The sequence below is a fragment of the Cohnella rhizoplanae genome (assembly GCF_948329515.1).
GTDB classification, from domain to species: Bacteria; Bacillota; Bacilli; order Paenibacillales; family Paenibacillaceae; genus Cohnella; species Cohnella rhizoplanae.
The window spans coordinates 20,129-41,735 of record NZ_CAOJCN010000027.1; the positions used below are offsets into that span (position 1 = coordinate 20,129).

The window sequence follows — 21,607 nt, forward strand, 5'->3', positions numbered from 1 at the left end:
ATGAGACCGGCGAAGGCTGCTTTTTTGCGATCGATCGGAATGCGCCGGCGCCCCGGCCGTCAGCCCTCCAGAATATTCTGGCCGATGTACGTGCCCTCGCGAAGCCCGGTCGGGCAGGCGAACATGGCGCTCGCGACATGGTCCACGTATTCGTTGAGCGCGTCCTTGCTCTGCATCAGGCGGAGCATCCGAATGAACTGTTCGTCCGGGTTGCGCTGGTAGCTGATAAAAAGAAGGCCGGCGTCGACGTTCCCCGTCCGGGGATCGACCTTGTCCGTATACGAGTAGGCCCGGCGGTGCATCTGCTGCTTGGTCTGCTTGGCCAGATGGACGTGGGCGTTGACCGGCTGGCTGGACAGGTCGACGGGATCGAACTCTCCCTTCGCGCCGTACGCCGCGCCGGACACCTTGTGCCTGCCGAACGTGTCTTCCTGGTCGGCCAGCGAGGTCCGATCCCAGGATTCGAGCTTCATCCGGATCTTGCGGTAGGCGAGATACGAGCCGCCTCTCAGCCAGTCCGGTTCCCCCTCGTCCGCCCAGACGACGCGGTCGTAGCCGTCGGGCGAGTCATGCAGCGCATTCGCCGTGCCGTCCTTGAAGCCGAACAGGTTGCGCGGGGTCGTCCCCGGCTTGCCGCTGGCGAAGCCCTCCTGCATCCAGTTCAGCGACGCGATGCCGGTCGACAGCCGGATCAGGTTGCGAATCGCATGGAAGGCGACCTGCTGGTCGTTGGCGCACACCTGCAGACAGATGTCCCCGCCGGAGATGGAGGGATCGAGGTGGTCCCGCGCCATGCGGGGAATGTCCTTCAAGTGCTTCGGCGCGAGGCGGGCGATGCCGAAGCGATCCTTGCCTTCGTCCAGGAAAAAGGAAGGCCCGAACCCGAACGTCACGGTCAGCTTGGACGGCGGGAGATCGAGCGTCTCACCCGTATCGCTCGGCGGCACCAGCGGGTTGTCCCCCGTCCGCATCGTGCCGCCCGCCATGCTCAGATCGCAGAACCGCGTCCAGTCCTTGAACATGCCGGCCAGGTCCGCCTTGCTCTTGGAGGTCACGCGGAAGCTCGCCAGGTACAGGTATGTTTGCGGAGGCGTGACGATGCCCGGCTGATGCGCCCCGTAGAGCGGGATCGCGTCGTCGTTCGACTCGGCCGAAGCCTTGTTCGCCGGCTTGCCGTTCAGGTTCAGGATCGCGCCGAGCCCCGAGGCGCCGATGGCGAGGCCCGCGCCGGCAGCGACCGACAATTTTAGAAAATCCTTGCGCGTCATGCCCGGTGGATGCTGCTCCACGTCGGTAACCTCCCCGAATTAGAGGATGGCGGCGGTCTGGGACATCAGATTGGACAGCACGCTCAATTGATCGCTGATCTGGCGAATCTGATCCGTCGTCAACTCCGTATAGCTGATATACTGGCCGTCCTTCACGAATCCGGCCAAGCTTTGCTCCATCGATTGAAACGCCTCGTCAAGCTTCACGGCCAGATCGTCGTGGCTCTCGTTGAGCGCGGGAATGATCGCCAGGTAGACCGTCTTGGAGCCTTCGACGTTGGCCGCCAGGTCGACGAGGTCGATATGCGAATACAGCTCTTCCTCGCCCGTGATCTTGGACGTCGCCGCTTCGTTGAGCAGCTCCATCGCGCCGGCTACCATCGCCTTGGGCTCGAGCTCGTACCCCTGCGCTTGCTTCTGCAGTTCCTTCACGTCGGTCATGAGCTGATCTGCGTATTTGTCTTGGCCGGCGAGCGAGTTGTCGGCCCATAGCGCCTTCTCGATCCGGTGGAATCCGGTCCAGGCGTTCGGATCGTCCACGTCCGCCAGGCGGGCGTCGATCTTGGGATCGAGGTCGCCGAAGCTCTCCGCGATCGGCTCGATGCGCTCGTAATAGATGCGCGCCTGCGCATAGTCGAGCTTCGCTTGATCCGCGTTGCCGGCCTTGACGGCGTCCACGAACGATTGCGTCTGCGCGGCGAGCAGGTCCATCTGCTCGGAGACGTAGGACTGGTACTTCTCGACCGCCTTGGCCAGCAGCTCGGAGGCGTTCGCGGCCGACGGCTTGGCGTTCTGCAGGGCGGTCACGGCATCGATCAGGCTCGCGGCGTTGGCCTTGAGCGCGGCATAGTCGATCTTATCATAAGCGGAGGCGGAGAAGATCGGCATCTCGTACTTCTCGACGTCCGTATATTCGAGCGGGAAGGACTGGCGGACCGCATTTTCGTACGAGAGCCAGATGTCGTTGATCGACTTGCCGAGCGCCTTCACGTCTTCCGCGTCCTGCTTGTCGATCGCGTCCTGCAGCTTGCGAGTCTCCTCCAGCAGCTTGGCGGAGCCGTCCTGGATCGCGCCGGGGGCCGCGGACGCGGACGAAGATGCCTGCGCGGACGCAGACGCTTGCGCGGACGCGGTCGCGGATGCCGCCGTCGTCGCGCCGTTTCCGCTGTCCGCTTCGTTCGCGTCGTTGCCGCAGGCGGCGAGCGCCATGACGCCGGCCAACGCGAGCACGTTCAAAAATGTCTTTTTCATCAACAAAAACCCTCCATTATCTATGCGGGAATCGGACGCGGTTCGCCCGCCCTCCCTTAGGAAATCGCGCGCCGGCGCCGGCCGGCTGCATAAGATAGGATCGCGGCGAGCGCGCCGGCGACGGCGAACAACAGCTGGGGCAGCGTGCTGTACCACGACGGATACAGGCTCAGGACCGCGAGATCCGGCAGCCCCTCCTGCACCGTCGCGGGCAGCAGGCCGGCCATCTGCAGGCTGTGGATGCCGGATCCCATGAACTTGAAGCACAAGTAGAATACGATGAGGCTGGATACGAGGAAAACTGGCCTGACCGGCAGCCGGGAGCCGGCCTTGACGATCGCCAGCGCGACGGCCGCGAGCACCCCGAATCCGACCGCGATGCCCAGCACAAGCTGTGCGGCCGGCATCTTGCCCGTCATGCCGATCAGGAAGACGACGGTCTCGAGCCCCTCGCGCACGATCGCGAAGAAGGCGAGCAGTCCCAGCGAGATCATGCGGCCGCCGGACAAGGCCCTGGAGCTCTTGGAGGCCAGAAACGCGTTCCAGCGCTGCACGTCCGAATTGCGGTGCAGCCAATAGCTGACGTACAGCAGCAGCAGACTCGCGCCGACGCCCGTCCAGCCGTTGATCAGCAGGCCGTTGTGGCCGAAGGCGCTCGATGACAGCAGCAGCGCTACGGCGATCCCCGACCCGACGCTGGCGACGATGCCGGCGGCGGATCCGCCGACGACCCAGCGCTTCGCGGGCGCGGAATCCGCACGCTTGGCATACATGAGGAGCGCGCCGACGACGAGCAGCGCCTCGAGGCCTTCGCGGATCGGGATCAATGCCGCATCCCACCACGAATACCGGGCATCGGCCAGCGGAGCCAGCGCCTCGACCATGCGGTCGACCACGGCCGCCGCCTGGTCTCTCTTGCCCGCGTCGTTCAGGTACCCGTCCAGCAGCACCAGGTCCCGCTCCGTAGCGTCGTAAACGCGCTGGGACTGGCTGACGACATCCCCTTCGACCGACAGCCACTGCCGCTGCAGCAGCTTGACTTCGTCCTGCGCCTCGTCCCATTGCCCGCGCTGCGCCAGATCTCCCGCACCCCGCAGCTTCAGGATGTACGCGGAGAGCGTCATCTGGCTCTTGCCGTCATTGTCGGCGAAGGCGCCGTCCGCCAGGTTCTTCACCGAGAACCGCAGGTTGCTCGCGACCGTCGCCGCCTGCGCGGCATCCTCCGTCAGCAGCGCCAGCGAGAGCGAAGCGATCTGTCCGTCGATCTCGAGCGCGAGATCGAGCGAGCGCTGCTTGGCGCCGCTCTTGGACGACGTCCACCACTTCTTGACCGCGGCGAAGTCCTGCTTGGCCGACGCGAGGTCTCCCCCGTCCAGATGCCGGATCATCGCGTCGACGCTCGCGGACGCGGCCGTCGTCTCCTCCCGGGAGGACGCGGCGTACGCGGTGACGGGCCACGCCGTCCAGACGATCAGACAAGCCGCCGCCAGTATCATCAGCGGAGCGAACAACGCCCGCGGGAACGATCGGCTCGAACCCTTCACTCCCATTGGCCTCCTCATGTTCTTCAAGCGAGTCGCTCAAGCGGCACCGTTTTTGAGAACAATTCTCACTATACTAAGCGATTATAGTGATGCCGCATGATTTCTGTCAACAAGTTACTAAAAAAACGACCCGATCTATCGTCAGGAAAATTCAGCGCGTACAACTTCTTTTTGGATGGCGCGCGGGGCTTTTGTTAACCGCAGGTAAATAAACGCGTGTTCGCTTGGCGAATGGACGCGTTAGCGTTATGATAGTGCCGTAAGCGATATCAAGCATAGGCAGGGAGGAATTTAGGGTGAGGACGATTAAGCTGGGGACAAGCTCGCTTGAAGTACCTGTAATCGCGGTCGGCTGCATGCGCATCAATTCGCTGGAGAAGGCGGAGGCCGAGCGCTTCGTTCGCACGTCGCTCGAGGCGGGCGCGAACTTTTTCGATCATGCCGATATCTACGGCGGCGGGGCCTGCGAGGAGATTTTCGCCGACGCCATCCATATGAACGACGACATCCGCGAGAAGATCGTCCTGCAGTCCAAGTGCGGCATCCGCAAGGGCTCCTTCGACTTTTCCAAGGAACATATCCTGACCTCGGTCGACGGCATTCTGAAGCGTCTGAAGACCGACTACCTGGACATTCTGCTGCTCCACCGCCCGGACGCGCTGGTCGAGCCGGAGGAAGTCGCCGAGGCGTTCGACCTGCTGGAGCGCTCGGGCAAGGTGCGCCACTTCGGCGTATCGAACCAGAAGCCGATGCAGATCGAGCTGCTGAAGAAGTACGTCAAGCAGCCGCTGGTGGCGAACCAGCTGCAGCTGAGCATCACCAACGCCAACATGATCTCCAACGGATTGAACGTGAACATGGAGAACGAGTCCGCGATCGACCGCGACGGCAGCATTCTGGACTATTGCCGCCTGAACGATATCACCGTCCAGCCGTGGTCGCCGTTCCAGTACGGATTCTTCAAGGGCGTCTTCCTCGACAACGAGGAGTTCCCTGAGCTGAACGCCAAGATCGACGAGATCGCGAAGAAGTACGAGGTCAGCAACACGACGATCGCGATCGCCTGGCTGCTCCGTCATCCGGCGCGCATGCAGCCCGTCACCGGCACGATGAACATCGAGCGTCTCCTCGACTGCGTCAAGGCGAGCGACGTGCAACTGACGCGCGAAGAATGGTACGAAATCTTCCGCTCGGCAGGCAATATCCTGCCTTAACCAGCAGCTTGGCGTATAGCCCCGGTCCTTTGCGGATCGGGGCTTTTTTACTGCGCGTCCAAATGCGGAGCCGTCGATACGAACGAACGTAAGAAGCCGCCCGGCGCCGAAGCCGGACGGCTGTTCGTTCGATGTGCTTACTCGACCTCGGCGAGGCGCTCTTCCAGGCGGTCCCACGTCTCGGTGATGCCCTGCAGCATGCCCATTTCCATGACCTGCTTGAGCGCTTCGGCGGACACGTACTCGCTGCTGCTGACCAGCTTCGTCTTGCCGCCTAGGTCGACGAACTCCATCGTGACCTCGGTCGACGGCATCTCCGCGTTGATGTTTCCATCGGCGTCGGAGAAGTAATCGGTGTAGACGATCTTCACCCCTTCGACGATTTCTTTGTATATGCCTTTGCCCCAGGATTCCATGCCGTAAAACTGTCCCTGGCTCTGATCCGCGCACTTCATGCAGAAGTGCCATACGCCGCCCGGCCGGAAGTCGATATTGCAGACCGGAAGCTCCCAGCCCCTCGGTCCCCACCAGCGCTTCAGGTGCTCCGCTTCCTTGAACATTTTGAACACGAGCTCCCGCGGGGCGTCGAATACGCGCTCCAGCACCAGCACCCGTTCGTTTTCCACTCTCGAAGCCATCGCGTTGTTAGACATCGTTAATTCCTCCTCGTTAATATTGAAATCTATTGTCGTTCCTTGTCCTGCAATTCCCGCAAGTAGTCGTCCAGCTTGTCATACCGCTCCTCCATGATGCGCCGGTAGGAGCTCAGCCACGCATCCAGCGCCTTGAACGGTTCCGGACGGAGCTTGTAGATGCGGCGGTTGGCATCGGCCTTCGCCTCCACGATCCCGCTCTCCCCCAGCACCTTCAGATGCTTGGAGGCCTGGGGCTGGCGCAGTCCCAGCCGCTCGGCGATCTCTCCCACGGTCAGCGGACCGTCGCGCAGGAGCTCTACGATATGCATGCGATTCGGCTCGGCCAGGGCGCTCAGCGTCGTCATATCCATGCCTGGAGTGTTCCCCGACATGCGCTCACCTCTTTAACGAATGGTCTCTCGGGAATCCCATCTCCTTCGCCGCAAGGTCATCTTCCTGATGAACCTAATATACACCAAAGGGAATATTCCTGTAAAGGAATATTTAAAACTTTTTTTGAGAAAAGAAAAAGCCGCCCTTAAGAGGCGACTTGATCGGGTACAACGGGTGATGCATAAAAGGATTCCGGAAAGCCGGACTTAGCCGCGGTGCGCGATGCAGTCGATCTCGACGAGCGCGTTCTTCGGCAGCTTGCCGACCTGTACCGTCGCGCGGGCAGGCAGGACGCCCCCGTCGAAGTAGCTCGCGTAGATCTCGTTCACCTTCGCGAAGTCGTCCATGCTGTCGAGGAAGATCGTCGTCTTCACGACGTCGCCGAGCGAGAGGCCCGCTTCTTCGACGACGGCCTTCAGGTTCTGCAGCACCCGATGGGTCTGGGCTTCGATGCCGCCCTCGACGATGGCGCCCGTGGCGGGATCCAGCGGGATCTGCCCGGAAGCGAACAGGAAGCCTCCGGCGAGTACGGCTTGCGAATACGGCCCGATGGCGGCTGGCGCCTGGGCGGTGGATACGGCTTGGTTCATGCGATGATTCCCTCCGGTTAAGTTAGTTCCTTTTACATCGGCAAGAAGATGTCCATGCCGCATCATTTATTATCTATGAGATTCGGATTGAACACAATGAAGGAGAGAACGCCGCCGTTCTCTCCCCAGCCCATGCGCTATTTGGTTAACTTCCTTAACTCCGGGCCGCCGCCGGCCCCCGGCCGCTCTTCTCTGCCGAACTTCTGCCTCTCGAGCAGGCCGGCCATCTTGGCCACGCCCATGCTGACGGCGACCGTGAACACGACCAAGCCGTAGAATCCCGCGCCGATACCGATCCCCACGCCCCCGACGAACAGAATCATCGCGGCCGAGGTGAGCCCTTTTACCTTCAATCCGTCCTTCAGGATCACGCCGGCGCCCAGGAAGCCGAGACCGGACACGATCTGCGCCGTCAGGCGCATCGGGTCCATCATCGTGTGCGCGTAGACGCCGCTGAACTTCCCGACGCTGTGGATCGAGATCGTGGTGATCAGCGTGCTCGCGACGCAGACGTACATGTATGTCTTGAGCCCGGCAGGCTTGCTCTTGGTCTCGCGATCCCAGCCGATGATGAAGCCCAGCAGCGCGCTGAGCAGAATCTGCAGATAGATCTCGTGATCCTGCGCGAACGCATGGAACCAGGCTCCGCCCGCCGTATCCGATATTACATCCAATCCCATCGTCTCCTTAAGGCTCATCCGCCAGGATCAGCAGCGAGGAGAACACTTCCCGGGGCACGCCCGGCGTATTCACGCCGTTCACTTTGTTAATCGGCGTATTCTTGATCTCGTATTGGTCCTGCGCTTCGTCGTAGACGACCGCCGTCGAGGAGCCTCCGCCGTCCATGTTCAGTGCCTGGTAGGCGCCGAGCTCCTTCATGTAGAGACCCAGTTCCTCGATGTAAAAGCCCGTCGCGTCATTGGCATCGCGTCCATCCGCTACGACGAAGAACACGTCGCCGTCGGCGCGAATCCCGACCGCCGTGCGCGGATGCCTCTCGTTGTACCGATAGTACGTCTGCTCGTCGTAGTTAGGATCGGCCGGATTCGAGATGACGAGGCCTTGGAAGCTCTGCGCCGCGCCGTTCTTCACGACCTGATACTGGCCGCCGGAGGCTTGATACAGATCATTCTTGACGGCTTCCCAATCCGCTGCATAGTTGCCGATGACGGCGGTGCCGTCCGTCTTGATGCCGAAGAAGCCGTGGAACGGATACGTCTTGCCGTCGACGCCCGGCACGCGAACCCCGTTGATGATTGAAGAGCCGTCCTTGATCATGTAGCCTTCCGGCCCCTGCTCCGTGTAGAACTCTCCGTTCACGCCGGCGACGACCCGCTTCCCGGAGATGACGGTCGTCGCGGCCTGCTCGGCTACCGTCGCCTTGATGACGTCATGCCCTTCGGCGTCCACGGTCCGGATATAATTGCCGCTCGCGTCCGTCGGAGGAACCTGATTGTTTTTCACGCCGACGATGATCTGGTTTTGCGGCGCCTGAAGGTCGACGTCAATGATATTGGCCTTCTGGATATTGCCGTTCGCGTCCAGGAAATCCATCTCCCGATGCGAGACGCCGGCCGAGAGGGTGACCGATTCGTCGCGGTAAATCCGATAGATGATCGGATTCTGCGGCGCCGGCGCGTCCTCCGCGAAAAACCGGAGCACCGGGCGGTTCGTCGCCGCGCTCATTTTCCACACCTTGACGAAATCCCAGCCCAGCGTGCCGGCGTAGGTCGACTGCAGCGCGAGCGCCGCGTCCGTCACGCTCAGTCCCTTGTTGTTCGAGGCCGTGCCGCCCGTCACGACGGCGCCCTGCACGAGCGCGTTGGCCGAGGCGACATTGTTCAGGAGCGTCGGCGTGCCGTTCACCCGGCCTACGATGCGCGAGATGTTGCCGTTGCCGCCGTTCGCGATCGTGCCGGCGAGCAGCGCGTTGTTCTGGATGACCGCGTTCGTATAAGCGTAGGCGGAGATGCCGCCGGTATTATTCAGCTTGGAATATACGTCGGGCGACGCGTAGGAGGATTCAAGCTTAGATCCGCCTTCCGATACGGCCACCAAGGCGCCGCTCTCCCCCCTGGCCTTGACGATCGCGTCGCTGTAGACGTTTTTGATGACATTGTAATTGTGAGCGGCTATACCGCCGCTGCGGTACCCGCCGACGACCATGCCGGTAACGAAGCTCTCGCGGATCGTACCCCGGTTCGCCGCGACGATGCCGCCCGCCCAGTAATCGGTGGTCGCGCTCTTGCCGATGACGGCGACGTCCGTCATGCCGAGCCGCTCGATGAGGCCGAGATTCTCGACGATGAAGGCGACCTTGGGCCGGCTGGCGCTCGCCGTGACGGTGAGACCGGAGATCACGTGACCGTCGCCGTCCAGCGTGCCGCTAAAAGAGGGGATCGGCACGAACGCGCCCGTCAATTGGATATCGTCTGCCAGCCTGTAATCGCCGGACGGGTTGCTCCGGATCAGTTCGAGGTCGGCCGCCGTCGAGACTATGACGTCCTGGCGCTCGGGCGCGTTCCGCAGGATCGGGCGATCCAGATAAGCGCTCATTTCCCATACGCCGTAGAAGTCCCATCCCAGATCGTCCTCGTAGACCGGCTGCGCAGCCAGTTGCGCGTCCGTGACGGACAAGCCCTGCTGGTTGGACAGGGTTCCGCCGGTTGCCGCCACGCCCTGCACGAGCGCGTTGGCGGAGGCCCTATTATTTGCGAAGGTCGGCGTGCCGTTCAGCCTGCCCGCGATGCGACCGATATTGGTGCCGCCGCCGTTCGCGACCGTGCCCGCCAGCAGCGCGTTATCGCGGATCAGCGCGCCCGTATAGGCATAAGCGGAGATGCCGCCGGTATTGTTCTGCTGCGAATAAACGCTCGGCACCGCGTAGGAGGACCGGATGGACGAGCCGTTCTCCGAGACGGCGACGAGACCGCCGCTCTCGACCTTCGCGCTCACCGATGCGACCGCGTACACGTCGCGGATCGTCCCGTAGTTGGTGACGGCGATGCCGGCGCTTCGGTAGCCGCCTTCGATCGCGCCCGTCACGAAGCTCTGCTCGATCGTCCCCTCGTTTTTCGCGACGATGCCGCCGGCCCAGTAGGTCGAATCTGTGCCCAGACCGTTGATATCGACGTTTTTGAATCCGATCCTGGATACGGTCCCTTGGTTGTCGACGATGAAGGCCGCCTTGGGCTGGGCCGCGCTCGCGTCGATCCGAAGGCCGGTGACGACATGCCCGTCGCCGTCCAGCGTGCCGCTCAGCAAGGGGATCGGCGTAAAGGCGCCCGACAAGGCGATATCGCTCGTCAGCTTGAAGCTGCCGGAGGGATTGGCGCGGATCAGCGCCAGGTCGGCGGCGCTGCCGATCGAGATGACGGTATCCGCGACAGCGGGCCGCGGCGCGTACGAGGTCACCGCGACGGAAAACAAAACGATGAAAGACAAGAGCGAATGCATGACAAGCTTGGTAAGCTTCATTTCATCTCCTCCTCGAAATCGTTCTCCATACAACCTTGCTTATCGGTTCGTTGCATCGATCCAGACCGGCGCGGTCGCCGCGAACTCGCCGTCTTGCTGGTAGACCTTCGCGAAGACGTATCGGCCCTCGCGCGGCAGCGCCGCGCGATAATCCAGCCGCTCGCCGTCATTCTCGATCGCGTGGAGAACGCGCCCCTGCTCGCCGACGATCTCCGCCCGGATGATCCGGCCGCCCGTCTCGGCGCCGAACAGCGCCTTGATCTCGATCTCGAGCGTATCCGTCCGCTCGATCGTCGAGCCCATGATCGCGCCGTTCACCTTGAACCATACCTTCAGATGGAGCGCGGACGTGAAGTAGACGCGATGGTGACGCACGGCGTCGAAGAAGTGCTCCCGCGTCAACCGCTCCACCAGTACGCCCGTGCGCAGCGTGTTCTCCGTGCCCCACTGCCCATGGTGGTTGTCCTGGCTGCCGACGGGCGCGACGTGCCAGCCTTTGTCCAGTGCCATCACGTAGTAATAGAGACCGCCCAGCTCCTTGGACTCGATCGTATTGATCTCGATCATGTGCAGCACTTCGTCCAGCTCCGGGTCGTACGGCTCGAAGCCGTCGAGATGCCGCTGTCCGCAGGACCACGGATGGTTCCATTGCTGGATCGAATCCTTGTACGGCTTGACGGTGTCGTAGTATGTGGGGATGTCGTTGAACTCGGTCTCGTAGGCGTTGATGAAAAAATCCATATTGTACGTATTCATGTGCCCGAACTGGTTGTACCAGGTCGTCTCGGCGCCAAACAGCGCGAGGAAGGCGCCGTCCTCGGTCTTCTCGTCGGCGGTCCGCTGGATATCGACCCATTTGCGGCTCTTGTCCCAGTCCAGATAATGGTCGTACAGATTGCTGTGCTCGGTGATCGCCAGGAAGTCCAGACCGGCCGTATAGCGGGCGTAGTCGTACGCGTATTCGGGCACGCCGATCCCGTCGGAGAATCCGGTATGGCTATGGAGATTGCCGAAGTAGATCCGATATTCGCCATCGGCCGGCGCAGGCAGCGCCGCGGGGCGGGGCCTCGGCGCGGGCAGCGCCGTCTTGCGGACGAATGCCACCCATTGCAAGAGGAGCCGCTGCTCGGGATCTGCATCCGTAATGACCAGATAGACGTCATGTACGCCCGCGAGCAGCGCCGGGTCCGCATGCGAGAGGCCGCAAGCCAGGATCGACCAGCGCTTCCACTGCTTGAACAGGACGATCTCCCCGACCTTCTCGCCCGTCAGCGCGTCGACCCGCACCTCCATCGTGATCCGCTTCGCTTTGTCCAAGTTCTCGAAGCCGAACTGTCCGCGCAGCTGATCCACGCCCTCCGGCGTGAAGTCGACGCCGCGGAACAGAATATAGCTGCCCGCCGTGCCGCCGCCCAGGACTGGATCCGTCTGGCCGGGCTCGATCTCGTCCGATACGGCCGGCTCGAAGCCCCGCGCTTCGTCGCAGGACACCGCCGCGAGCTTGCGGGGCGAGCGCCTGCCGCCGGCAGGCTGCGCCGACGCGTCCGACGGATGTCCGTAGGCCTCGAAACTGCGAATCGTCGCGGTCTCCCCGGCCGAGCAGTAGGTCACCGTCACCCGGATATACCTCGCCGCGAAGCTCGCCTCGTATTGCTCCCCGTCCGCATCGTGGGGCGCCCGCTCCGTCCGCTCGGCGACCGTCTCCCAGTTCAGGCCGTCCTCGCTGTATTCAATATAGTAGGTCGCATAAGCATCGGATCCCGCTTCGCCCGTGCGGATTCGCAGCCGCTCTACCCGGCAGCAGGCCGCCAGATCGAGCTTCCACCACACATAATAGGGCGCGCCCGCCCAGTACGTATCCTCTCGACCGTCGATAGCACGCTCGGGACCCGCGCCATCGACAGCGTGCTCGGCGGTCACGGTCTTGCCCAGACTCAGCAGCACGGGCTGCGTCGCCGTCTCGTTGTATTCGTTCATTTCGCTTCTCCGTTCTCGTTCATCGATAGGATTGTGGCTCGCGGAAGTCTTCTTCAGCCTTTGACGGCGCCCATCATGACGCCTTTGACGAAGTGCTTCTGCACGAGCGGATACATGAGCAGCATCGGCAGGCTCGATACGACGATCACGGCATACTTCATGCCCTCGGCCTTAAGCATTTGATCCATCAGGCTCTGGCCGCTGCCCGTCATGGCGGACATGTCTTCCTGGATCAGAATGTTGCGGATGACCATCTGCAGCGGCTGTCGCCAGCCGTCATGGAGATAGATGAGCGCCGTGAAGTACGAATTCCAATGCGCGACGCCGTAATACATGGTCATGACGGCGATGATCGGCATCGACAGCGGCAGGACGATCCGGGTCAGCGTGCGGATATTGCTGCAGCCGTCGATAAAGGCCGCCTCTTGCAGCTCGTACGGAATCGACGTCTGGAAATAAGTGCGCATGACGATCAGATTCCAGACGCTGACGGCGCTCGGGATGACCATGGCCCATAGGTTGTCGTACAGTCCGAGCATGTTCTTGTAGGTTAGATACGTCGGCACCAGGCCGCCGTTGAAGATCAGCGTGAAGGTGAAGATAAGCGACAGCGCATGTCTGCCGACCAGATCCTTGCGGGACAGCGCGTAGGCGCCCATCGTCGTCATGACGATGTTGATCGTCGTACCGACGACCAGGTAGATCAGCGAGTTGCGATAACCGGTCCAGATGTCGGCGTTGCCGAATACCTCGCGGTACGAATCCAGCGTGACGCGCTGCGGCCACAGCCACAGCTTGCCTTTGACGATCGCCATCGGATCGCTGAACGATGCGCTGAGGATATACAGCAGCGGGTAGAGCGTAGCGAGCGCCGCCATCGTGAGGATCGCGTAGACCGCTATATCGAACAGACGGTCTCCGGCGCTCGCCGTCTTCGGGTTATATTCCATATGCGTACGCCTCCGTCACCATAAGCTGGTACCGCTGCGTCTGGCGACTTGGTTGACGATCATGATCAGCGCGAAGTTGATGACCGAATTGAACAAGCCGACGGCGGCGGAAAAGCTGAACTGCGAGCCGAGCAGGCCCATCTCGTAAACATACGTGGAGATAACGCTCGACGAGGAGCGGTTCAGGTCGTTCTGCATCAGGAAGATCTTCTCGAAGCCGACGTCCATGATCGACCCGAACTGGAAAATGAGCATGATGACGGCCGTCGGGACGAGGCTCGGAACGGCGATATGGATCAGCCGCTTCATCTTGCCGGCGCCGTCGATCATCGCGGCCTCGTACAGACTCTTGTCGATGCCGGCCAAGACGGCGATGTAGAGGACGGAGCTGAAACCCATGTTCTGCCAGATGTCGGAGAAGACGAAGATGGACTTGAACAGGCTGGGCTCGGTCATGAAGTAGATCGGGTCTCCCCCGAACAGCTTGATGACGTTGTTCACCAATCCGGTGGTAGGCGACAGGAAGGCCATCACGATGCCCACGAGTACGACGGTGGAGAGAAAATGCGGCATAAACGCGATCGACTGCACGCTTTTCTTGAACCATTTGCCGCGGACCTCGTTGACGAGCAGCGCGAACAGGATGGGCATCGGAAAAGCGACAAGAATCTGAAAAATGCTGATGCCCAGCGTATTCTTAATGAGCGTCCAAAACTGATAATTGTCGAAGAAGCGCTCGAAGTGCTTGAACCCCGCCCACGGACTGCCCCAGATGCCCTTGGCCGCCGAGAAATCCTTGAACGCGATCTGAATGCCGTACATCGGCAAGTACTTCAGCAGCAAAAAATAAAGTACGACTGGCAGAACCAGCAAGTATAAGTCCCAATTCTTGCGGATGGAGCGGGGCAGCAACGCTCTGGCCGCGCCTCCCTTGGTGCCTGAAGCCATAAAGAACACTCCCTCGGTGTATGGAAGCCCCGGCAGGCGGATTGCCGAAGCGCCGGCAGTTAAAGATGACCGTGCCTGCCGGCGCTCCGCGTCTGTACGCGCATGGTAAGATGCGCGCTTCGGCCGTCAGCCTGCCTGGTACCGCGCGTAGGCGGACTCGTAGATTTTCTGAAGATCGTCCAGTCCCATTTTCTTCAGCTGGGCTACGTACTTGTCGAAATCCGCGAGCGACGCCTTGCCCTGGATGAACTCGGCGGCGCGCTGGTTGACCATGCCATTGATATCCGCTTCGAGCGCCTGCTTCTGCTCCGACTCTTCGGTCGTGAAGCTGAAGGGGGACCATAGCGTCTTAGGCAGGTAGGGCTGCAGCTTCTCGGCGGCCGCCTTGGCCGCGGGCTCGGTCTCGCCGCCCTTGAAGTACGCCTCCTTGGTCAGCGTCGGCAGCGATCCGCCGGCGTACGGCACGTACTTCGATACGACCTGGTCGAAGGAAGAGCCTTCCGGAATGTTGCCGACGATCTCCGGCAGAAACTCGTAATTCCCGTCCGCGTTTTTCTGATAGGACTGGCCTTCGATCCCCAGATACATCATCCGGATGCCTTCTTCGCCGTAGAAGTGGTCGATCCAGCGCATCGACGCCTCCGGATTCTTGTTCGTCTTGCCGAGCAGGAATGCGCCGCGCGCGCCGATCGGACCTCTCGCGCTCGTATACAGGCGGTCCCCGTTCGGACCTTCGAGCGCCGTCTCGAGACCCGCGTAGTCGCTCGCGTTTTTATTGGCTCGGGCTACGATGTTGCTGAAGGAGAAGGCGCCGACCTGATTCTCTTCGTTTTTCGCCAGCACCTTTTTGCCGTCGTTCGTGAAAATCTCCTGATCGATCAGCTTTTCCGAATACAGCTTGTTCATGTAGACGAGCAGTTCCTTGTAAGCGTCGCTGGCCGGGAAGAACCGGAGTCCGCCCGAGGCGGAATCGAGATCCCAGTTGCCGTTGCCCGTGCCTTGATTGCCCAATCCGAAGGCGCCGCGCAGCACCAGAATCAGATCCTCCAGGGAATCCGCCGTCAGCGGCACCTCGTCCTGCTGTCCGTTGCCGTTGGCGTCTTGCTCGCGGAAGGCTTTGAGCACGTCGTACAGTTCGTCGGTCGTCGTCGGGGAAGCCTTGCCCGTGCTTTTTAGCCAGCTCTGGTTCAGGAACAGCTTTTTGGTAATCTCGATACTCGGAGATTCGGTGAGATTGGGCAGCGCGTAGATGCTTCCGTCCGCCGTGGCGATGCCTTTGCCGATGGCCTTATTCTTGTCGAGAAGCGCCTTGAAGTTGGGGGCGTACTGGTCGATGAGATCGTTCAGCTTGAGGAAGGTGCCCTCCGGGCCGTACTTGTCGATGTCGTTGTCCGGCATCCGCGTCCGGAAGAAAATATCGGGCAATTCATTGCTCGCGAGCGCCAGGTTTCTCTTCTCCGTCATATCGGCGGCGGTGTATTCATCCCATTCGATATGAATGCCGGTCATCTTCTCGTATTCCTGCCATACGAGGATGTCGTTCCACTCCGGCGGCTGCGCCGGGCTCAGCTGGACCATGGCGGTGAGGGTCAACGGCTCATTTACGATAGGAAATCCGGTTTTGTTCAGCTTTTCCGTGCCGGGCTGGGTTGCAGCCTGCCCGTTCGAGGAGGAGGATGCCGGAGCCGAGGCGTTTGAATCGTTGTTGCTGCTGCACCCGGCCATGACGCTGGCCAGCAGGATTAAGGCCGTACCGATCGTTAACGACTTCTTCAATTGAATGCCTCCCCATATGCTTTAGCTTCATTGCGGCAGTACGAATCATTAATTTACAGAATATTCTGAAATTAAATGCCTAAAGCAAGCCCTAGCCGTCTATAGACATAGCAGACCTCCCCGATCATGCGGATTCAATTCGATTTATATAGTTAAAATCCGGCCGACTCGCACAGATGACCGACCGGATCTTATACTCAGGACGGCATAATGTTTTTCTTCCGCAAGACTTGCTTGTACCGGTACTTGTACTTGTCGCTTCGCACATAGCTCTCGCAGTACTCGATATTGCGGTTCTGCGCCTTGGTGATGCGGGTCAGCAGCATGACGGCAGCGCCTTTCTTGAGCTGCAGCAGGCCGGCGATGTCGGCCGGGCAATTAATGGCTTCGGATTCGACTTCGGCCTCCTCGGCCATGAAGCCGGAGCAGCGGAAGATCGTGATATACAGCCCTTCCTTCTGCAGCTGCTCCTCGCCGGCCCCCTCCATCAACGCGCATGGCGTGTAAGCCCGCTCCCAGGCGAATGCCTCGTTGCCGATCAAACGCAAGCGGGTAATCTCGTATACCTGCTCCGCGGCGGATATGCCGAATACTTGCTGCTGCAAGGGGGTCGGCGCGCATGCCCTGAAGTCCAGAATTTTAAAGTCCGAAGACAGCCCTTCCTTCTCGATCTCCTGCGACAGGCTGTACGAGCTGTGAAATTCATTGACAAACTTGGGCATGGACACGAAGGTCCCCTTCCCTTGCTTGCGGACCAGGTAGCCCTCTTGAACCAGCTCCTTGAGCACTTCCCGTACCGTGATGCGGCTGACGCCGTATTCGTCGCACAGCTCCCGTTCGCTCGGAATCTGGGTGCCGGGCGCCCAGAATTTCTTATTGATCTTCTCCAGCAGCTGGCCGCGCAGCTGATATTGCAACGTTACCGGCAGATTACCGTCCAGCAAGATGAATTCCTCCATTTCCACGCCGCACGCCGCGATCGTAAGCGCGGGGGTCCTATCCGTAGTGCAGACGCTCGCGCTCAACTGGTTATAACATTATAATATAATAAACTGTCTGTCAACGGCTTTAACGAAACTCATCGTCTTTTTACAAAACACTGCAATAAAAAAAACTGCGGCCGCTGTGCGGCGCAGTCCGGATAGGGAACGGCGGCGAATACGCTCAAGCTCCTGCTCTCTCCTCCAGCGCGAACCGGAACATCTGCTCGAACAGGAGGAAGTGACAGTCAAGAATCTCGTCAGGAGTGAAGCGGAGTCCCGGCCCGTCGATACCCATATTCGACTCGTAAGTCATACTGAGGCCCCCGCTCACGTGATGGACGGCCGTGGTCAGGTTGAAGGACGGATACGGATAAGTCTCCCCGTCCTGCGTCACCTGGTCGACCATGCCGAACGGCAGCCCCCGCTGCCGGTGCGCCTCCTCCATCCGAAGGTTGAACGCCTGCTGCTTGCGCTTGACGTCGACCGGCAGATAAGGGATCCACGGGAAATGCACCGCCGTGTCCGCCCCTCCGTGCAGCGACATATGGAAGTCGACCGCCTCGCGGTCCGCCAGTCCGAGCAGCGCCGACGACTCCTTCGCCATCGGGGAGAAAAAGTTGTCGTGCATAAAGTTGACGCCGTCGTCGTTAAAGTAGGAGCCCAGGAAGCCCGAAGCTTCCTTGATCGGATGGACCGCCTTGCAGTCGGGCCACCGGCAGAGAGTGCCGTCCTTCCATGCCCCCTGCATGAAGTAGACGAACTTCTCGTAAGGCACGCCGATCAGCGAATCGACCGGCAGTCGCGCCCGGCCGTCGGGATTCATGCAGGGGATGAGCAGCAGCCTGAACCGGCTCGCGTTTTCATAGATATAGTCGTAGCGGCGCCCCCGGTAATCCTCGCCGGTCTCGAGCAGCCGGATCAGGTTCATGACGCCGGCGATGCCTTCGAGCTCGCCGCCGTGCACGCCGCCTACGATCAAGAGAACCGGCTTCGCATCTTCGCCTTTGTCCGCGTACTTGGACGGATCGCGCGCGCCGCATGCCGAGCTGTAGTTGGCTTGCCGGCCGAAGTCTTCCTTATCGCCGTACTCGGCCAGATAAACGCTGCGTCCGCCCGCCGACTCGGTCAGGACGCTGGCCTTGCCCAGGGACAGATTCGCCATCGCATGCTCGATGTCCGCCAGCTTGCTTTTCCAGAACGATGCTTCCAAGATCGATTCCTCCTGCGACCGTATCGTAAGCGCTGTATGGTCACCTGTATTATGACGGCGCCTGTCCGCGGGCGCTATCCCTTTTCCGCTGAGTTTTTGAACATTTCTGCGAATCTGCCGCGATGTCAGAACTTCAGAGACGTTCAGCGTAATCGCGTTATAGCGCCTAAGACGCCAGTTCGGCCGACGCCCGCGCGTTCGTCAGCCGCTTCGCCGGCTTCAAGCCCGCGGCGACCAGCAGCAGCAGGAACCCGCCTCCGATGCTCCATAATACGACCGCATTGGACGAAGCAGCGTCCAGGCCGCCGAAGTACATGACCTCGCGGAGACCTCCTGCGGCGAACCGCAACGGCGTCCAAGCGTAGATCCAGTCATGGGCGGTCTGCGACAGAAACTCGGGCGCCATGTTGAGCATCGGCATCGAGAAGAACATCAGCAGGACGAGGATCGCCATCGCCGGCATCCCGGCCCAGTTGAGCAGGGCGGACTGAATCATATAGAAGGTCGCGCCGGCCAGCCACAGGAACAGCCACGTCTGCGATGCTTGGGCCAGTTCCATCCCGTACCAGGCGGAGGCGGTCCATACGAGGAAGGCCGCAGCGAGCCCTACGAATACGACCCCCGCGACGGGCTGCCATGCGGTCGCGGACAGCCTGCGCGAGCCCGCCTTCACCGCGCCGCCGCCCGCGAAGAACAGGAGCAGCGCCGTCACCAGGCTGCCCATCCACATGATCTGCGTGAGCAGACCCGGCGCGTTGCCCGTCGCATTGTTCGCGCCGACCGCGTGCGCGGTCTCTTCTTGCACGGCGAAGGGCGTGAGCAGCGCCTCAGCCGCGGCAACCGGCACTTGCTGCGTCTGGGCGCCGATGCGCGCTAGCATGGTCCGCGACAGCTCCGCGCCGGCGAGCTTCATCGCCTGCCCTAGGCCCTGCTTAACGACCGTGGCGGCTTGCGCGTTCAAGCCTTCGTTCGCGACAATCGTCACGGTCGCCGGCCGAGGCGCCGCGCTCGCGAGCGAAGCGACGCCCGCGCTGAGATCCGCCGGCACGATCAGCGCGCCGTAGAAGCGCCTGTCGTCCAGGCCCTCGCGCGCCTCCGCCTCGGAGCCGACGATCGTCCAGGCGATCGGCAGCTGCGCGGCGGACGTCAGCTTTTCCTTCAGCATTTCCCCGACCGCGAGCGATTCGCCGCCCGGCAGCGCTGCCGGGCGGTCGAGCACGACCAGCGCGACCGGCACCTCCTTGGGTTTTGCGCCGAGCACGGACCCCATCATCGCGGCCCCGAATAGGATCAGCACGATCAGTACGATCGCCGCGCCGAGCCAGAAGATTTTTTGTTTGAATATCGCCATGCCACTATCCACTCCCCTGTCCCAATATAATGAACACCATGTTGAATAATGTTCACGTTGTTCATTATAATATCGTTATCGCGGAGTTCAATCGTCAATGTGCGGCCGCGGTGTTCATTAATGATCAGATGGACGGACGTATGTTCAGCAACGCCACTATAGAGCGGGAGAAATGACGATGACGGAAAAATTGGACAGGCGTAAAGCTCGGACCCGGCAATTGCTGCATGACGCGCTGATGGCGCTGTTGGCGGAAAAAAACGCGGAGGCGATCACGGTCACGGACGTGACCGAGCGCGCGGATATCAACCGGGGCACCTTCTATCTGCACTACCGGGACGTGGGGGACATGCTGCAGCAGCTGAAGGACGGCGTTTACGACGGCGTGCGCGCCTGCGTCGAGCGGCTCGACATCGCGGATGCGATGCGTTACATCGACCTTGAGGAGCCTTATCCGGTCAGCGTCGCCATATTTGAAGAGATCGCCCGCCACGGCGAGTTTCTTCGCATCATGCTGGGCCCGCAGGGCGATCTTTCCTTCGCCATACGGCTGCGGGAGCTTTTCTCCTCGCGCGTCCATGCCAAGCTGCAGCTGTTATCGCCCGACGACACCGCCATCCCGACCGACTACCTCGTCTCCTACATCGCCTCCGCCAACTTCGGGCTCGTCCTGCATTGGCTGGGCACCGGCCGGGCGCTCTCGCCCGAGCGGATGTCCAGGATCATGGTGAACCTCATGAATTACGGACCGCTCGTCTCGAGCGGAATCCGGAAGGCGCCGGGGCGGGAGGGCTAGGATGGGATGGACGGCGGGCGAGCGGCGGGCGAAACGGGAGAGCGGCGGGCTCCGGGATAAATAGACCATTTAGTTGGTGGGAGAACGCCCTCGTGGACAGTATAGCGATGTGACACATTCTTATTTGTCCGGGAACGCGCCTTCGTGGCGAAATAGCGATGTGACACATTCTTATTTGTCCGGGAGTGCGTCGTCGTGGCGGGATAGCGATGTGACACATTCTTATTTGTCCCGGAGTGCGCCGTTGTGGCGGAATAGCGATGTGACACATTCTTATTTGTCCGGGAGTACGTCGTCGTGGCGGGATACATTTCCTGCGGGGCGGTACGCGACACGGCGACGGAGCGAAGAACGCAAAAAAGAACGGTCAAATACGCTTGACCGTTCTCCATAACACTTCTTTTTGGACGCCCGGACGGGAGACACGGCGATGCAGGAAACGGACCATGTCTTCGTTGCGCGCCTCTACGAATAAAAGCCACTCCGAAAATGCGGAATCGCGGACCAAGCGCCGCCCCATCTCGGCCGCCAACGCGATGCCGCGTCCCATACGCTGATGTCGGCGGCGTACGAACATTGTTTTGAACAGCATGGTACGGGCGTCGAACGGTTCGAGGATCATCCAGCCCACAACTTCACCGTCGGCACGTAAAATAAGGCTGCGCTCTTTGTCGATCAGTTCTTCGTCGGCAAAAGGCGAGAAGTCGGGCGGATACCAGACGCCCTCTCCTCGCTGTATCTCCTCGTACTCCTGCCTCGTCAGCGTCGTGAAGGGGGCTACGTCGAACGTGTCCGGCAGCCGCAGCTTATGAACCCACGGCAGCTCCGGATGAAGCCCCGTCGAGCCGCCCCAAATATGGATGCCGGGCCGCGGTTCATTAAATCCGCAAGCCCTCAAAAAAGCAGCCTCGGGCGTGCCGGGCTCGGTACCGCCCAGGAACTCCGCTCCAATGACGCGGATTCCCGTTTGCAGCAGTACGGCCTCGATCTCTTCGAGCAACATGCGTCCCAGTCCGTGGCGGCGCTCCGGCTCCGCCACGGTCAACGCAAGCAGGCCGGCCGTCTCGGTCCCCTCCCGCCGCTCTGCGATCGCCAGTCCGACCGGCCGGCCTTCTCTATAAGCTCCCAGCGTCAGGAACGACGTCGGCAGCCGCTGCAAGGCGTGGCGCAATTCAGGCGAAACCAAGCTTGCAAAGACGCCGGGCAGCACGTCCCGAATCGCCGCAATCTCCAAAGGCTTCATC

18 protein-coding genes are annotated in these 21,607 nt (G+C 61.2%); 2 read left to right on the forward strand and 16 right to left on the reverse strand.

Annotated elements, in window-relative coordinates; all coding sequences use genetic code 11:
- Positions 1-59 precede the first annotated feature (59 nt).
- Genes efeB through PQG80_RS25380 form a run of 3 tightly spaced genes read right to left on the reverse strand, consistent with a single transcriptional unit; the run spans position 60 to position 4,063 of the window.
- The gene (gene efeB / locus PQG80_RS25370; RefSeq protein ID WP_271754489.1) at positions 60-1,289 is read right to left on the reverse strand and encodes an iron uptake transporter deferrochelatase/peroxidase subunit; all 1,230 of its coding nucleotides are present in this window, start codon (positions 1,287-1,289) and stop codon (positions 60-62) included.
- A gap of 18 nt (positions 1,290-1,307) precedes the next feature.
- Entirely contained in the window at positions 1,308-2,519 is a 1,212-nt protein-coding gene (gene efeO, locus PQG80_RS25375) for an iron uptake system protein EfeO (protein ID WP_271754491.1), read from the reverse strand.
- A 56-nt stretch (positions 2,520-2,575) separates the two neighbouring features.
- A complete protein-coding gene (locus PQG80_RS25380) occupies positions 2,576-4,063 on the reverse strand; it encodes an FTR1 family iron permease (RefSeq protein WP_271754492.1) in 1,488 nt (495 codons plus the stop codon).
- Between the two features lie 296 nt (positions 4,064-4,359).
- On the opposite strand from PQG80_RS25380, the gene PQG80_RS25385 reads away from it, so the two are divergent.
- Positions 4,360-5,277 (forward strand): aldo/keto reductase, encoded by a 918-nt coding sequence (locus PQG80_RS25385; RefSeq protein ID WP_271754493.1) that lies wholly within the window; start codon positions 4,360-4,362, stop codon positions 5,275-5,277.
- 137 nt (positions 5,278-5,414) lie between these two features.
- On the opposite strand, the gene PQG80_RS25390 is transcribed toward PQG80_RS25385, so the two are convergent.
- The 12 genes from PQG80_RS25390 to PQG80_RS25445 form a co-directional block, all read right to left on the reverse strand.
- A complete protein-coding gene (locus tag PQG80_RS25390; RefSeq protein ID WP_271754494.1) occupies positions 5,415-5,930 on the reverse strand; it encodes an SRPBCC domain-containing protein in 516 nt (171 codons plus the stop codon).
- A 29-nt stretch (positions 5,931-5,959) separates the two neighbouring features.
- The gene (locus tag PQG80_RS25395; RefSeq protein WP_271754496.1) at positions 5,960-6,304 is read right to left on the reverse strand and encodes an ArsR/SmtB family transcription factor; all 345 of its coding nucleotides are present in this window, start codon (positions 6,302-6,304) and stop codon (positions 5,960-5,962) included.
- 207 nt (positions 6,305-6,511) lie between these two features.
- Positions 6,512-6,895 (reverse strand): RidA family protein, encoded by a 384-nt coding sequence (locus tag PQG80_RS25400; RefSeq protein WP_271754497.1) that lies wholly within the window; start codon positions 6,893-6,895, stop codon positions 6,512-6,514.
- A gap of 137 nt (positions 6,896-7,032) precedes the next feature.
- Positions 7,033-7,569, reverse strand: a complete 537-nt coding sequence (locus tag PQG80_RS25405) for an MgtC/SapB family protein (RefSeq protein WP_271754499.1) — start codon at positions 7,567-7,569, stop codon at positions 7,033-7,035.
- Positions 7,570-7,582: 13 nt separating this feature from the next.
- Positions 7,583-10,372 (reverse strand): phosphodiester glycosidase family protein, encoded by a 2,790-nt coding sequence (locus tag PQG80_RS25410; protein WP_271754500.1) that lies wholly within the window; start codon positions 10,370-10,372, stop codon positions 7,583-7,585.
- Positions 10,373-10,411: 39 nt separating this feature from the next.
- A complete protein-coding gene (locus tag PQG80_RS25415; protein WP_271754501.1) occupies positions 10,412-12,349 on the reverse strand; it encodes a CehA/McbA family metallohydrolase in 1,938 nt (645 codons plus the stop codon).
- Positions 12,350-12,402: 53 nt separating this feature from the next.
- Positions 12,403-13,299 carry a carbohydrate ABC transporter permease gene (locus PQG80_RS25420; protein WP_271754502.1) on the reverse strand — a complete coding sequence of 299 codons (897 nt, stop codon included), beginning with the start codon at positions 13,297-13,299 and terminating at the stop codon, positions 12,403-12,405.
- 15 nt (positions 13,300-13,314) lie between these two features.
- A complete protein-coding gene (locus PQG80_RS25425; RefSeq protein ID WP_271754503.1) occupies positions 13,315-14,247 on the reverse strand; it encodes an ABC transporter permease in 933 nt (310 codons plus the stop codon).
- Positions 14,248-14,373: 126 nt separating this feature from the next.
- Positions 14,374-16,023: an extracellular solute-binding protein gene (locus PQG80_RS25430; protein ID WP_271754505.1), complete on the reverse strand. Its 1,650-nt coding sequence runs from the start codon at positions 16,021-16,023 to the stop codon at positions 14,374-14,376.
- A 197-nt stretch (positions 16,024-16,220) separates the two neighbouring features.
- On the reverse strand, positions 16,221-16,967 hold the full coding sequence (locus PQG80_RS25435) for a GntR family transcriptional regulator (protein WP_271754506.1): 747 nt from the start codon (positions 16,965-16,967) through the stop codon (positions 16,221-16,223).
- A 220-nt stretch (positions 16,968-17,187) separates the two neighbouring features.
- The gene (locus PQG80_RS25440; protein WP_271754508.1) at positions 17,188-18,216 is read right to left on the reverse strand and encodes a M14 family zinc carboxypeptidase; all 1,029 of its coding nucleotides are present in this window, start codon (positions 18,214-18,216) and stop codon (positions 17,188-17,190) included.
- Between the two features lie 166 nt (positions 18,217-18,382).
- The gene (locus tag PQG80_RS25445) at positions 18,383-19,567 is read right to left on the reverse strand and encodes a YhgE/Pip domain-containing protein (RefSeq protein WP_271754509.1); all 1,185 of its coding nucleotides are present in this window, start codon (positions 19,565-19,567) and stop codon (positions 18,383-18,385) included.
- A gap of 178 nt (positions 19,568-19,745) precedes the next feature.
- On the opposite strand from PQG80_RS25445, the gene PQG80_RS25450 reads away from it, so the two are divergent.
- The gene (locus PQG80_RS25450) at positions 19,746-20,363 is read left to right on the forward strand and encodes a TetR/AcrR family transcriptional regulator (protein ID WP_271754510.1); all 618 of its coding nucleotides are present in this window, start codon (positions 19,746-19,748) and stop codon (positions 20,361-20,363) included.
- Positions 20,364-20,730: 367 nt separating this feature from the next.
- On the opposite strand, the gene PQG80_RS25455 is transcribed toward PQG80_RS25450, so the two are convergent.
- Complete coding sequence (locus PQG80_RS25455) at positions 20,731-21,606, reverse strand: GNAT family N-acetyltransferase (protein WP_271754511.1); 876 nt, start codon at positions 21,604-21,606, stop codon at positions 20,731-20,733.
- Position 21,607: the final 1 nt, after the last annotated feature.

Excerpts from the sequence above, each read along its gene's own strand:
- PQG80_RS25390 (WP_271754494.1), bottom strand. The coding sequence starts at position 5,930 with ATGTCTAACAACGCGATGGCTTCGAGAGTGGAAAACGAACGGGTGCTG.
- PQG80_RS25425 (WP_271754503.1), bottom strand. The coding sequence starts at position 14,247 with ATGGCTTCAGGCACCAAGGGAGGCGCGGCCAGAGCGTTGCTGCCCCGC.
- PQG80_RS25450 (WP_271754510.1), top strand. The coding sequence starts at position 19,746 with ATGACGGAAAAATTGGACAGGCGTAAAGCTCGGACCCGGCAATTGCTG.
- PQG80_RS25395 (WP_271754496.1), bottom strand. The coding sequence starts at position 6,304 with ATGTCGGGGAACACTCCAGGCATGGATATGACGACGCTGAGCGCCCTG.
- PQG80_RS25415 (WP_271754501.1), bottom strand. The coding sequence starts at position 12,349 with ATGAACGAATACAACGAGACGGCGACGCAGCCCGTGCTGCTGAGTCTG.
- PQG80_RS25420 (WP_271754502.1), bottom strand. The coding sequence starts at position 13,299 with ATGGAATATAACCCGAAGACGGCGAGCGCCGGAGACCGTCTGTTCGAT.
- PQG80_RS25400 (WP_271754497.1), bottom strand. The coding sequence starts at position 6,895 with ATGAACCAAGCCGTATCCACCGCCCAGGCGCCAGCCGCCATCGGGCCG.
- PQG80_RS25445 (WP_271754509.1), bottom strand. The coding sequence starts at position 19,567 with ATGGCGATATTCAAACAAAAAATCTTCTGGCTCGGCGCGGCGATCGTA.
- efeO (WP_271754491.1), bottom strand. The coding sequence starts at position 2,519 with ATGAAAAAGACATTTTTGAACGTGCTCGCGTTGGCCGGCGTCATGGCG.
- PQG80_RS25455 (WP_271754511.1), bottom strand. The coding sequence starts at position 21,606 with ATGAAGCCTTTGGAGATTGCGGCGATTCGGGACGTGCTGCCCGGCGTC.
- PQG80_RS25410 (WP_271754500.1), bottom strand. The coding sequence starts at position 10,372 with ATGAAGCTTACCAAGCTTGTCATGCATTCGCTCTTGTCTTTCATCGTT.